The organism is Stenotrophomonas sp. STEN031 (genome assembly GCF_056759975.1).
The window spans coordinates 43120-56024 of sequence record NZ_JBRREA010000012.1 but is presented as its reverse complement, the minus strand read 5'-3'; the positions used below and the strand labels follow the sequence as shown (position 1 = coordinate 56024).

Below are 12905 nucleotides of genomic sequence, written 5' to 3'. Positions count from 1 at the left end.
ATTTCACTGATGGCCGATCACACGACAATGTCCGCCACCTGAATCTCATTCGCTCACCGGGCACAGTGAAAGACGAATTACGTTGCGGCGTTTCTAAACTGGACGGTATAGTCCAATGCTTATGCAAACCCCCTCTGCCACCCCCGCGCCAATCGACGCGCGCGACGAGCGCGTGTTCGAAGCCGTGCGTGAGCTGTTGGCGAAGCAGGGAATACGCCTGAGTATGGATGCGATTGCCGCCGCTGCAGGCTGCTCCAAGCAAACGCTGTACAGCCGCTACGGCTGCAAACGCGAATTGCTGCGGCAGGCAATGCGGCTGCATGTATCCAACGCGACTGCTGCCCTGTCGGTATGCGACGAGAAACCGCTGGACCAGACCGTGCTCGATTTCGCCATCGGCTACCTCGAACATCGCAACAAGCCCAACGTCCGTCGCACCGCGCAGTTGATCGGCGCCAGTGTCCACGAGTTCCGTGATGAAGCACGCTTCATGTACCAGGGAAGCACGGAGGCCCTCCGCAACCACGTGGCTGAATGGATGCAAACCGAGATGCAGCGCGGGCGGCTGAAGCATGACGACCCGCAGTTCATGGCCGAGCTGCTGATCAGCATGATTGCAGGCCAGGATTTTGAACGACAGCGCTTTCACACCCCCTACCGCGATGATCCACAGCAGCGTCGCCGCTGGGCCGAATTTGCCACCGACGGTTTTCTACGTGCCTTTGCCTGCACCTACCACGCCGCCGCAGCTCCAAATAAAAACAACACCCGGAGTTTCTCCTGATGACCGCCCCACTCCGCCTCCTCGCTCTCACCTGTGCAGCGACACTGAGCCTTGCCGCCTGTAAGAAACCGCAGGAGCAAGCCGCCCCTCCTCCGCAGGAAGTCGGTGTGGTAGATGCCAAACCGCAGACCCTGCCCCTGCAGCGCGAGCTGGTCGGCCGCCTGTCGCCGTACCGCTCCGCCGACGTCCGCGCCCGTGTCGCCGGTGTGCTGCAGAAGCGCGTCTATGAAGAAGGCAGCACGGTCAAGGAAGGCCAGGTACTGTTCCTGATCGACCCGGCACCCTTGCAGGCCGCGCTGGCCTCCGCCGAGGGTGCACTGGCCTCGGCCCGCGCCACTTACGCCAACGCCCGCGCAACCGCCAACCGCGCCCGCTCGCTGGCACCGCAGAGTTATGTGTCCAAGTCCGACCTGGACAGTGCCGAGGCCGCCGAGCGCTCCTCCGCCGCCGCCGTACAGCAGGCCGAAGCAGCGGTCACCACCGCCCGCATCAACCTTGGCTATGCCCGCGTCACCGCTCCCATCGCCGGCCAGGCCGGCAAGCAGCAGGTCACCGAAGGCGCGCTGGTCGGCCAGGGTGATGTGACCCTGCTGACCACCGTGGACCAGATCGACCCGCTGTACGTGAACTTCTCGATGACCGCCGACGAACTGAGCCTGCTGCGTGCGGCCCAGGACAAGGGCGCGGTGGCACTGGCCGGCGACGGCAAGACCACAGTGCAGGTCAACCTGCCCGATGGCAGCGCCTATGCGCACGAAGGCACCCTGGATTTCTCCTCGACCACGGTTGATCCGGCCACCGGCACCGTGTCGCTGCGTGCGCAGTTGCCCAACCCGGACCACATCCTGTTGCCGGGCTCGTTCGTCAGCTTCAAGGCCAACCTGGGCGAGCGCAACAATGCCTTCCTGGTGCCGCAGCAGGCCGTGCAGCGTGACACCCAGGGTGGCTATGTGCTGATCGTCGGCAAGGACGGCAAGGTCGCACGCAAGAACGTCACCCTGGACAACCAGCAGGGCGGCAACTGGCTGGTCTCTTCGGGACTGGCCGCCGGCGACCAGATCATTGTTTCGGGCATACAAAAGGTCAAGGAAGGCGCACCGGCCACGACCAAACCCTGGCAGCCCGACGCCGCCAAGCCTGCCGCGGCAGCGCCGGCGGCAGCACCGGCAAAGAAGGAATAACGGGAAGCCGTCATGCCTAAATTTTTCATCGAGCATCCCGTCTTCGCCTGGGTGGTGGCGATCCTGATCTCGCTTGGCGGCGTGATCTCGATCCTCAACCTGGGTATCGAGTCCTACCCCAGCGTGGCGCCACCGCAGGTGACCGTCACCGCCAACTACCCGGGCGCCAGTGCGTCCACCGCGGAAAAATCCGTCACCCAGGTGATCGAGCAGCAGCTGACCGGCATCGACAACCTGATGTATTTCAGCTCGTCGTCGTCTTCCACCGGTCGCGTCACCATCACGCTGACCTTCGATAGCGGCACCGATGCCGATATCGCCCAGGTGCAGGTGCAGAACAAGGTGTCGCTGGCGACCCCGCGCCTGCCCTCGGAAGTGACCAAGCAGGGTGTGGTCGTGGCCAAGGCCAATGCCGGCTTCCTGATGGCCATCGGCGTGCGTTCGGATGACGGTACGGTTGACCGCGATGCGCTGAACGACATCGTCGGTGCACGCGTGCTGGAACAGGTTTCGCGTGTTCCCGGCGTCGGCAGCACCCAGCAGTTCGGCTCCGAATACGCCATGCGCGTATGGCTGAACCCTGAAAAGCTGCAGGGTTACCATCTGTCGGCAACGGACGTGTACAACGCCATCGGCACCCAGAACCTGCAGTTCGCTGCCGGCTCAGTGGGCGGCGACCCGGCCCCCAACGGCCAGGCCTTCACCGCCACCGTGGCAGCCGAAGGCAGCTACAGCTCGCCGGAAGAGTTCGAGAACACCATCCTGCGGGCCAACAATGACGGCAGCGTGGTCAAGCTCAAGGACGTGGCCAAGGTCTCCTTCGGTGCGTCCAACTACGGCTTCGACACCAAGTACAACGGCAAGCCGGTGGCGGTGTTCGCCATCCAGCTGCTGCCCGGTGCCAACGCACTGGACGTGTCCGAGGCCGTGCGCGCGAAGATGGACGAACTGGCCCCGAGCTTCCCGCCTGGCGTCAGCTGGTTCACTCCCTACGACAGCACAACCTTCGTCACCATCTCGATCGAGGAAGTGGTCCACACCCTGGTCGAAGCCATCATCCTGGTGTTCCTGGTGATGCTGGTGTTCCTGCAGAACTTCCGCGCCACCATCATCCCCACCCTGGTCATCCCGGTGGCCCTGCTCGGCACCTTCATGGGCATGCTGGCGATCGGCTTCACCATCAACCAGCTGACCCTGTTCGCGATGGTGCTGGCCATCGGCATCGTGGTCGATGACGCCATCGTCGTCATCGAGAACGTCGAACGCATCATGACCGAGGAAAAGCTCGACCCGAAGCCGGCGACGCAGAAAGCCATGGGCCAGATCACCGGCGCCGTGGTGGCGATCACCGTGGTGCTGGCGGCAGTGTTCATTCCGTCCGCCCTGCAGCCGGGTGCCTCGGGTGAGATCTACAAGCAGTTCGCCTTGACCATCGCCATGGCGATGGCGTTCTCGGCCCTGCTGGCATTGACCTTCACCCCGGCGCTGTGTGCGGCCTTCCTCAAGCCCACCCACAACGACAACCCGAACTGGGTCTACCGCACCTTCAACAAGTACTACGGCAAGCTGGAAAAGAGCTATGTCGGCACCGTCGGCGGCGTCATCAAGCACTCCCCGCGCTGGCTGATGGTGTTCGCCCTGCTGCTGGTGTTGTGTGGCTTCCTGTTCACCCGTCTGCCGGGTAGCTTCCTGCCGGAAGAAGACCAGGGCTATGCACTGGCCATCGTGCAGCTGCCACCGGGCGCTACCAAGACCCGTACCAGCGCCGTGTTCGACCAGTTGCTGGGCACCTTGCAGGACGAAGAAGCGTTTGAAGGGCTGATGCAGATCACCGGTTTCAGCTTCATCGGCGCCGGCGAGAACGTGGGTATGGCCTTCGTCCGCCTCAAGGACTGGGACGAGCGCAAGGAGACCGCGCCCGAGTTCATCCAGAAGATGAACAAGAAGGCCTACGGCATCAAGGATGCACAGATCTTCTTCGTCAACCTGCCTACCGTGCAGGGCCTGGGCCAGTTCGGCGGCTTCGACATGTGGCTGCAGGACCGCGCCGGTGCGGGCCAGGATGCCTTGATGGATGCGCGCAACACCTTGTTGGGTGCAGCCAGCCAGGACAAATCGCTGGTGGGCGTACGCCCGAACACGCTGGAAAATGCACCGCAGCTGCAGTTGAAGGTTGACCGCGTGCAGGCCCAGGCCATGGGCGTGTCGGTCAATGATGTCTACACCGCCATCCAGATGATGCTGGCGCCGGTGTACGTCAACGACTTCTTCTATGGCGGCCGCATCAAGCGCGTCAACATGCAGGCCGACGCCGCTTACCGCACCGGCCCGGAATCGCTGAACAGCTATTTCGTGCCCAGCTCGCTGAGCAAGGACGCCACCGGCCAGCCGGCGATGATCCCGCTCAGCGCGGTGGTCAAGTCGGAGTGGATCTACGCCCCACCGGCATTGAACCGCTACAACGGCTATTCCGCGGTCAACATCGTCGGCGCCCCGGCCCCGGGCGGCAGCTCCGGCCAGGCCATGAACACGATGGAACGGCTGGTGCATGACGACCTGCCGGTAGGCTTCGGCTTCGACTGGTCGGGCATGTCCTACCAGGAAATCCTCGCCGGCAACGCCGCCACCTTGCTGATGGTGCTGTCGATCGTGGTGGTGTTCCTGTGCCTGGCGGCACTGTACGAAAGCTGGTCGATCCCGGTGGCGGTGCTGCTGGTGGTGCCGGTCGGCATCCTTGGCGCGGTGGTGTTCTCGCTGCTGCGCGGCCTGCCGAACGATCTGTACTTCAAGATCGGCATGGTGACAGTGATCGGCCTGGCGGCGAAGAACGCGATCCTGATCGTGGAGTTCGCGGTGGAACAGCGTGCGGCCGGCAAGACCCTGCGCGAGGCCACCATCGAAGCGGCGCACCTGCGTTTCCGCCCGATCCTGATGACCTCGTTCGCCTTCATCCTGGGCGTGCTGCCGATGGCCATCTCCACCGGTGCCGGCGCCAACGCCCGCCACTCGCTCGGTACCGGTGTGATCGGCGGCATGTTGTTCGCCACGGTGATCGGCGTGCTGTTGATTCCGTTGTTCTTCGTCACCGTACGCCGCGTGCTGGGTGACAAATTGGACGAACAGTCCAAGGAATTCATCGAACAACACAAGGTGCATGCGATCCAGAAGGACCGCTGATACGAAAAGCCCCGGCAATGCCGGGGCTTTTTTTTGGCTTTATGTAGTGCCGAGCCATGCTCGGCAATGGGCATTACCGGTAAAGCTCCTGCCGAGCATGGCTCGGCACTACATGAGGGGATCTGCCGAGCATGGCTCGGCACTACATGAGGGGATCTGCCGAGCATGGCTCGGCACTACATGAGGGCCTTGCCCGGCAATACAGTGCGCTTAGCGCACGCCCGTCTCGTTGCGTGCAATCACCAGGCGCTGGATCTCCGAGGTGCCTTCATAGATCTCGGTGATCTTTGCATCGCGGAAATAGCGCTCCAGCGGCATCTCCTTGGAATAGCCCATGCCGCCGTGGATCTGCACTGCCTGGTGGGCAATCCACATCGCCGCTTCCGAGGCGGTCAACTTGGCCACCGCAGCCTCAGTGGAGAACCGCTTGCCCTGGGCCTTGGTCCAGGCCGCACGCAGGGTCAACAACAGGGCGGCGTCCAGCTTGCACTTCATGTCGGCGATCTTGGCCTGGATCATCTGGAAGCTGCCGATCGGCGCACCAAACGACTTGCGCTCACGCACGTATTCCAGCGATGCCTCATAGGCCGCCCGGGCAATACCCACCGCCTGCGAGGCGATACCGATGCGGCCCGAATCCAGCAGGCTCATCGCGATCTTGAAGCCCTCGCCCTCGTTGCCGATCACGTCCTCGGCCGCCACCACATAGTCCTGGAACTCGATCTCGCAGGTAGCCGACGCGCGCACGCCCAGCTTGGGCTCGGTCTTGCCGCGGCCGAAGCCCGGCTTCTGCGTGTCGATCATGAAGGCGGTGATGCCGCGCGAGCCCTTTTCCGGCTCGGTCATCGCGAACAGCACGATGTAACGCGCCACCGGGCCGGAGGTGATCCAGCTCTTCTGGCCATTGATCAGGAACGAACCATCGGCCTGCTTGACCGCGCGGCAGCGCATGGCGGTGGCATCGGAGCCGGACTGCGACTCGGTCAGCGCGAACGCACCGATCTCGCGGCCTTCGGCAATCGCGCGCACATAGGTCTGCTTCTGCGCCTCGGTGCCGTAACCGAGCACCGCATTGCAGAACAGCGAGTTGTTGACCGACATGATGGTGGCGTGCGCCGCGTCGGCCGCCGATACCTCGATGATGGCCAGCACGCTGGAGACCGGGTCCATGCCCGAGCCGCCGTACTCCACCGGCACTTCGATGCCCATCAGGCCGTTTTCGCCCAGCAGCCGGATGTTCTCCAAGGGGTACTCGCCGGTGGCATCGAAATGCTCGGCGCTGGGTGCGATCTTCTCTTTGGCGATACGGCGCGCGACGTCCTGCAGCATCAGCTGCTCGTCGGAATAACTGAAATCCACAACACCCCTCCCAGGGCCTGATCAAGTTGCGATTGTAACCATCGCAACCGCATTCAGCCTATGCATCGCCTTGACCGAAACCGGCAACAAAGCGAAAATATCTCTATATCGCGATAGGTAGATATTTATGGATCTGGAAGACTGGTCAACCCGTCTGAAAGTGTTCGCCGATGCAACGCGTGTGCGCTTGCTGACCCTGCTGGAACAGGAAGAACTGACCGTGGCCGAGCTGTCGGCCATCACCACGCTGGCACAGCCGCGTGTCTCCACCCACCTGGCAAGGCTCAAGGAAGCCGGCCTGGTCCGCGATCGTCGCGCCGGCGTCTCAGCGTATTACCGTTTCGACGAGGCGGCATTGGACTCTGCACAGCGTGCATTGTGGCATGCGCTGAGCAGCGGCAGCGACGATCCGCTGCTGCGCCAGGACGCCGAGCGCGTGCCGGCGGTGCTGGCCATGCGTGCCGCCGACCAGAACTGGGCAGACAGCGTCGCCGGTGACATGGAGCGCCATTACTCGCCGGGCCGCACCTGGGAAGCGATGGCGCGCAGCGCCCTGCCGCTGCTGGAAACCGGCGACGTGCTGGACATCGCCTCCGGCGACGGCGTACTGGCCGAGCTGCTGGCCCCGCATGCACAGCGCTATGTCTGCATCGACACCAGCGCCCGCGTGGTGGCCGCCGCCAGCGAGCGCCTGCGCAAACTGCCCAATGTGGAAGTGCTGGAAGGCGACATGCACAAGCTGCCGTTCGCCGATGGCAGCTTCGACCTGGTGGTACTGATGCACGCCCTCACCTACTCCAGCCAGCCGGCCAAGGCCGTGGCCGAGTGTGCACGCGTGCTGCGCCCGCAGGGCCGGCTGATGCTGTGCAGCCTGGCTCGCCATGAACACAAGGTCGCGGTCGAGGCCTATGGCCACGTCAACCTGGGTTTCACCGGCAAGGAGCTGCGCAAGTTCGTGGAGAAGGCCGGCCTGGAAGTCTCCAGTCTGGAGACCGTCACCCGCGAAAAGCGCCCGCCGCACTTCGAAGTGATCTCCCTGATCGCCCACCAACCCTGATCCACCTCTTCGGCCCGCCCTATGCAAGCCCTCCCCTGGCTACACCCTGATCGCGTCGGCAAGCTGCATGACGCCCTGGCCCAGCGCATCCTCATCATCGATGGCGCGATGGGCACCATGATCCAGCGCCATCGTCTGGAAGAAGGCGACTATCGGGGCGAGCGCTTCGTCGACGGGTTCGACAGCCAGCACGTGCATGGGCCGTCCTGCGGGCATGACCTGAAGGGCAACAACGATCTGTTGCTGCTGACCCGTCCCGACGTCATCGCCGGCATCCACACCGCCTACCTGCAGGCCGGTGCCGACCTGGTCGAAACCAATACCTTCAACGCCACCTCGGTCAGCCAGGCCGACTATCACCTGGAACACCTGGTCTACGAGTTGAACAAGGCCGGCGCCCAGGTCGCGCGCCAGTGCTGTGACGCGGTGGAGGCGACCACGCCGGACAAACCGCGCTTCGTCATCGGCGTGCTCGGCCCGACCAGCCGCACCGCATCGATCAGCCCGGACGTGAACGACCCCGGCTTCCGCAACACCAGCTTCGACGCGCTGCGCGCCACCTACCGCGAGGCTATTGAAGGCCTGATCGACGGTGGCGCCGACACCTTGATGGTGGAAACCATCTTCGACACGCTCAATGCCAAGGCCGCGCTGTTCGCCATCGAGGAAGTCTTCGATGCACGCGGCGGGCGCCTGCCGATCATGATCTCCGGCACCATCACCGATGCCTCCGGCCGCACCCTGTCCGGGCAGACCGCCGAAGCCTTCTATGCCTCGGTCTCGCACAGCCAGCCGCTGTCGATCGGCTTCAACTGCGCGCTGGGCGCCATCGACATGCGGCCGCACGTGGAAACCCTGTCACAGGTCTCCACCGGCTACGTCAGCGCCCACCCCAATGCTGGCCTGCCCAACGCCTTTGGCGAGTACGACGAGACGCCCGAGGAAATGGCAGCCACGCTGAAGGAGTTCGCCCAATCCGGGCTGTTGAACCTGGTGGGCGGTTGCTGCGGCACTTCGCCCGATCACATCCGTGCCATTGCCGAAGCCGTTGCGGGCTTGCCGCCGCGTGCGTTGCCACTGGCTGCAGACAAGGCCGCATGAGGATTCAGCGATGAAGAAGATCCTGCTGGTCGGTGCCAGTGGCATCCTGGGCTCGGCGGTTGCACAGCATCTGCGGCAACAGCATCAGGTCATCACCGCCTCGCGCTCGGACCCGCTGCACAGCGTCGATCTGGGCAGCGATGACAGCGTGATTGCGCTGCTGCAGGCAGTCGGCGCAATCGACGCCATCGTCGCCACTACCGGCAGCGTCCACTTCGGGCCACTGCCGGAAATGAGCACGGCACAGTTCGCACAAGGGTTGCACGACAAGCTGCTGGGCCAGGTGCGTCTGGCCTTGCTCGGCCAGCACCATCTGCGTGACGGCGGCAGCATCACCTTGACCACCGGCATCCTCACCGAACAACCGATCGCCCAGGGCGCCAACGCCACCAGCGTCAATGCCGCCATCGAAGGTTTCGTCCGCGCCGCCGCCCTCGAACTGCCGCGCGGCCTGCGCATCAACGCGGTAAGCCCCAGCGTGCTGAGCGAAGCGCTGGATGCCTACGGCGACTTCTTCCCCGGCTTTGAACCGGTTTCCGCCGCCCGTGCAGCACTGGCCTACCAGCGCAGCATCGATGGCATCGCCAATGGACAGGTTTTCAAGGTCTGGTAATGAGCAACGACACCGCAACCCACTACACCCGCCTGTCCGGCCTGGAACCGCTGGTCATCACCCCCGACCTGTTGTTCATCAACGTCGGCGAGCGCACCAACGTCACCGGTAGCGCGCAGTTCCGCAAGCTGATCAAGGAAGAGCGCTACGAAGAAGCCGTGGACGTCGCCCGCCAGCAGGTGGCCAGTGGCGCGCAGATCCTCGACGTCAACATGGATGAAGGCCTGATCGATTCGGAGAAAGCGATGACCCGCTTCCTCAACCTGATCATGTCCGAGCCCGACATCGCGCGCATCCCGGTGATGGTCGACTCGTCCAAGTGGAGCGTGATCGAAGCCGGCCTGAAGTGCCTGCAGGGCAAGAGCGTGGTCAACTCGATCTCGCTGAAGGAAGGCGAAGCGGCCTTCATCGAACACGCCCGGCTGGTGCGCCGCTACGGCGCCGCCGCGGTGGTGATGGCCTTCGACGAAGTGGGCCAGGCCGATACCTGCGAACGCAAGGTGGAAATCTGCACCCGCGCCTACCGCATCCTCACCGAAGACGTGGGCTTCCCGCCGGAAGACATCATCTTCGACCCCAACATCTTTGCCGTGGCCACCGGCATCGAGGAACACGACAACTACGCGGTGGACTTCATCGAGGCCACCCGCATCATCAAGCGCACCCTGCCGCACTGCCATGTGTCCGGCGGCGTGTCGAACGTGTCGTTCTCGTTCCGTGGCAACGAGACCGTGCGCCAGGCCATCCATTCGGTGTTCCTGTACCACGCCATCAAGGCCGGCATGGACATGGGCATCGTCAACGCTGGTGCGATGCCGATCTACGACCAGCTCGACCCGGAACTGCGCGAGCGCGTGGAGGACGTGATCCTCAACCGTCGCGCCGATGGCACCGAGCGCCTGCTGGAGATCGCCGAACGCTACAAGGGCAAGAAGGGCGAGAAGAAGGTCGAGGACCTGGCCTGGCGCGAACGCCCGGTGCGCGACCGTCTGGCCCATGCACTGGTGCAGGGCCTGGATGCCTGGGTAGAGGAAGACACCGAGGAAGCCCGGCAGCAGGCGGCGCGTCCGCTGGACGTGATCGAAGGCGCCCTGATGGACGGCATGAACGTGGTCGGCGACCTGTTTGGCGCCGGCAAGATGTTCCTGCCGCAGGTGGTGAAATCCGCGCGCGTGATGAAGAAGGCCGTGGCCTACCTGCTGCCCTTCATTGAGGAGGAGAAAGCGCGCACCGGTGATGTCGGCAAGTCCAACGGCAAGATCATCATGGCCACGGTCAAGGGTGACGTGCATGACATCGGCAAGAACATCGTCGGCGTGGTGCTTGCCTGCAATAATTTCGAAGTGGTCGACCTTGGCGTGATGGTGCCGGCGCAGAAGATCCTGGATGCCGCGCGCGCCGAGAACGCCGACATCATCGGCCTGTCCGGGCTGATCACGCCGTCGCTGGAAGAAATGAGCCACGTCGCCAGGGAAATGCAGCGGCAGGGCTTCGAGATGCCGCTGATGATCGGCGGTGCCACCACGTCGCGCGCACACACCGCCCTGAAGATCGATCCGTTCTACAGCGCCCCCACGGTGTGGGTGAAGGATGCCTCGCGTGCGGTAGGTGTTGCGCAGTCGCTGATCTCGCGCGAGTTGCGCGACAGCTTTGTCGCCGCCAACGACGCCGACTACGCGGATATCCGCCAGCGCCACCGCAACCGTGGCGACGCCAAGCGACTGGTATCGCTGGAGCACGCACGCGGCCAGCGCTTTACCTGCGACTGGAGCCAGTACACCCCGCCCACCCCGAACCAGCCGGGCGTGCATGTCTTTGACAACTATCCGTTGGAAGACCTGCTGCCTGTGATCGACTGGACGCCGTTCTTCCAGGCCTGGGAACTGGCGGGCAAATACCCGGCCATCCTGACTGACGAGATCGTGGGTCCGCAGGCCAGTGATCTGTTCGCCGATGCGCAGGCGATGTTGAAGCGGATCGTGGATGAGAAGTGGCTGACGGCGCGGGCCGTATTTGGGATCTGGCCGGCGAATAGTGATGGCGACGATGTACTGGTATCCCTTCTCCCACCGGGAGAAGGTGCCCGAAGGGCGGATGAGGGCGCGGCATGCCAACCATCTCTCAACCCTCGTACCCTCACCCCAACCCCCGCTCCGCGCCCCGACCCTTGCGCTGGCGCAAGGGCGTTCGAGGAGCAACGAACCAATCGTTCGCCAGCTGCTCCTCTCACCCCGGAGGGAGAGGGGCTTGAGCAAGAAACCCTCCACTTCCTCCGCCAACAAGTCGACAAACCTGCCGAGCGGCCGGACTTCTGCCTGGCTGACTTCATCGCGCCGGCAGACAGCGGCAAGCAGGATTGGATCGGCGCCTTCGCCGTCACCGCCGGCATCGGCATCGATGAACACGTTGCCCGCTTCGAAGCCGACCACGATGACTACAACGCCATCCTGCTCAAAGCCCTTGCCGACCGCTTGGCAGAAGCCATGGCCGAGCGCCTGCATCAGCGTGTGCGCACTGAGTTCTGGGGCTACGCCAAGGACGAGCAGCTCGACAACGAGGCACTGATCGCCGAGAAGTACAGCGGCATTCGCCCTGCCCCGGGTTATCCGGCCTGCCCCGAGCACAGTGAAAAGCAGACCATCTTCCAGCTGCTGGACGCAGAAGGCATCGGCATGTCGCTGACCGAAAGCTTCGCCATGCTGCCGACCGCAGCGGTGTCTGGCTACTACTTCAGCCACCCGCAAAGCCAGTACTTCGTGGTCGGCCGGGTGTCCCGCGAACAGGTCACCGACTACGCCAAGCGCAAGGGCGTGGAGCGAGTACAGGTGGAACGCTGGTTGGCCTCCAACCTGGATTACGATCCGGAATGATCCGCAGCAGCTGGCGGCGACAAGCTCGCCGCCAGCAACTATCCTGCCCACAGCCCTCCAAGCCCAGACCCCATGCAAAGCCGCAACGCAGAACTGATCCGCAAGCACGCCGGACCCGGTCGCATCGGTCTTTGTGGCACCGATGATTGGGTCGGCAAGGCGATCCGCAAGGCACAGGCACCGCTTACCAATGATGGGCATCGCAGTCTGTGGTCGCACGCGTTCCTGTTCAGCGAGCAACGCCTGGACGGTCACTGGTGGGTATTGGAATCGGATCTGGACCTGCGCAATCGTCAGCTGCGGCTAGGCGCGCAGGAGAACCGCGCTGATCGCTACTTCGATGATGAGGCCTTCCCCAACCTGGCCATCCTCGATTTCGGCCTGGATGCGGCACAAACCCACAAGGTGCAGATAGCCGCGCTGGACCTGCTGTCCGGCCTGTCCAGCTATTCGCTCAGCGAACTGGTCGGCACCTTGTTTGCCATGCACAGCACCCGCCTGCGTCGGCGCAGCAACCTGCTGTCCAAGGAAGGCGCGCTGTACTGCTCGGCGATGGTGCAGCACTGCTATGCCGCTGCCGGTATCGACCTGATGCCCGGCGTGCACGGCAAGAACGTCGCGCCGCAGGACATCTACGACTCGGCCCTGCCGCACGGCACCCACTCACTGATCCGCGATCTGGGCATTTCCAGCCTGCGCCGCTTCACCCACAGCGCCAAGGAACTACTGGATACGCCGGTCGAAGATCTGTTCTGAGGCGACG

General features: G+C 63.9%; 8 protein-coding genes and 1 pseudogene. 8 read left to right on the top strand and 1 reads right to left on the bottom strand.

Going from position 1 to position 12905, the window contains the following annotated elements; genetic code table 11:
- Positions 1-115 precede the first annotated feature (115 nt).
- The 3 genes and pseudogenes from ACVOLQ_RS07920 (at position 116) to ACVOLQ_RS07910 (ending at position 5142) form a co-directional block, all read left to right on the top strand.
- Entirely contained in the window at positions 116-784 is a 669-nt protein-coding gene (locus ACVOLQ_RS07920) for a TetR/AcrR family transcriptional regulator (RefSeq protein ID WP_481527630.1), read from the top strand.
- Positions 784-1953: pseudogene (locus ACVOLQ_RS07915) on the top strand (efflux RND transporter periplasmic adaptor subunit); the annotation flags it as partial. The gene ACVOLQ_RS07920 and the pseudogene ACVOLQ_RS07915, both read left to right, overlap by 1 nt.
- Before the next feature lie 24 nt (positions 1954-1977).
- A complete protein-coding gene (locus ACVOLQ_RS07910; RefSeq protein ID WP_481527629.1) occupies positions 1978-5142 on the top strand; it encodes a multidrug efflux RND transporter permease subunit in 3165 nt (1054 codons plus the stop codon).
- A 210-nt stretch (positions 5143-5352) separates the two neighbouring features.
- On the opposite strand, the gene ACVOLQ_RS07905 is transcribed toward ACVOLQ_RS07910, so the two are convergent.
- Positions 5353-6501, bottom strand: coding sequence for an acyl-CoA dehydrogenase family protein (locus ACVOLQ_RS07905; RefSeq protein ID WP_481527628.1), 1149 nt, complete (start codon positions 6499-6501; stop codon positions 5353-5355).
- A 127-nt stretch (positions 6502-6628) separates the two neighbouring features.
- Here ACVOLQ_RS07905 and ACVOLQ_RS07900 point away from each other — a divergent pair, with 127 nt between their 5' ends.
- The 5 genes from ACVOLQ_RS07900 (at position 6629) to ACVOLQ_RS07880 (ending at position 12898) form a co-directional block, all read left to right on the top strand.
- Positions 6629-7558, top strand: a complete 930-nt coding sequence (locus tag ACVOLQ_RS07900) for an ArsR/SmtB family transcription factor (protein WP_481527627.1) — start codon at positions 6629-6631, stop codon at positions 7556-7558.
- 21 nt (positions 7559-7579) lie between these two features.
- Complete coding sequence (locus ACVOLQ_RS07895; RefSeq protein WP_481527626.1) at positions 7580-8659, top strand: homocysteine S-methyltransferase family protein; 1080 nt, start codon at positions 7580-7582, stop codon at positions 8657-8659.
- 10 nt (positions 8660-8669) lie between these two features.
- Positions 8670-9272: a short chain dehydrogenase gene (locus ACVOLQ_RS07890; protein WP_481527625.1), complete on the top strand. Its 603-nt coding sequence runs from the start codon at positions 8670-8672 to the stop codon at positions 9270-9272.
- Positions 9272-12142 (top strand): methionine synthase, encoded by a 2871-nt coding sequence (gene metH, locus ACVOLQ_RS07885; RefSeq protein ID WP_481527624.1) that lies wholly within the window; start codon positions 9272-9274, stop codon positions 12140-12142. Before ACVOLQ_RS07890 ends, metH begins: the two co-directional genes overlap by 1 nt.
- Positions 12143-12214: 72 nt before the next feature.
- Complete coding sequence (locus ACVOLQ_RS07880; protein WP_481527623.1) at positions 12215-12898, top strand: hypothetical protein; 684 nt, start codon at positions 12215-12217, stop codon at positions 12896-12898.
- Positions 12899-12905: the final 7 nt, after the last annotated feature.

What these genes read in the sequence shown, in the direction of transcription:
- ACVOLQ_RS07920 (WP_481527630.1), top strand. Translation starts at nt 116, where the DNA reads ATGCTTATGCAAACCCCCTCTGCCACCCCCGCGCCAATCGACGCGCGC.
- ACVOLQ_RS07910 (WP_481527629.1), top strand. Translation starts at nt 1,978, where the DNA reads ATGCCTAAATTTTTCATCGAGCATCCCGTCTTCGCCTGGGTGGTGGCG.
- ACVOLQ_RS07900 (WP_481527627.1), top strand. Translation starts at nt 6,629, where the DNA reads ATGGATCTGGAAGACTGGTCAACCCGTCTGAAAGTGTTCGCCGATGCA.
- ACVOLQ_RS07895 (WP_481527626.1), top strand. Translation starts at nt 7,580, where the DNA reads ATGCAAGCCCTCCCCTGGCTACACCCTGATCGCGTCGGCAAGCTGCAT.
- ACVOLQ_RS07890 (WP_481527625.1), top strand. Translation starts at nt 8,670, where the DNA reads ATGAAGAAGATCCTGCTGGTCGGTGCCAGTGGCATCCTGGGCTCGGCG.
- metH (WP_481527624.1), top strand. Translation starts at nt 9,272, where the DNA reads ATGAGCAACGACACCGCAACCCACTACACCCGCCTGTCCGGCCTGGAA.
- ACVOLQ_RS07880 (WP_481527623.1), top strand. Translation starts at nt 12,215, where the DNA reads ATGCAAAGCCGCAACGCAGAACTGATCCGCAAGCACGCCGGACCCGGT.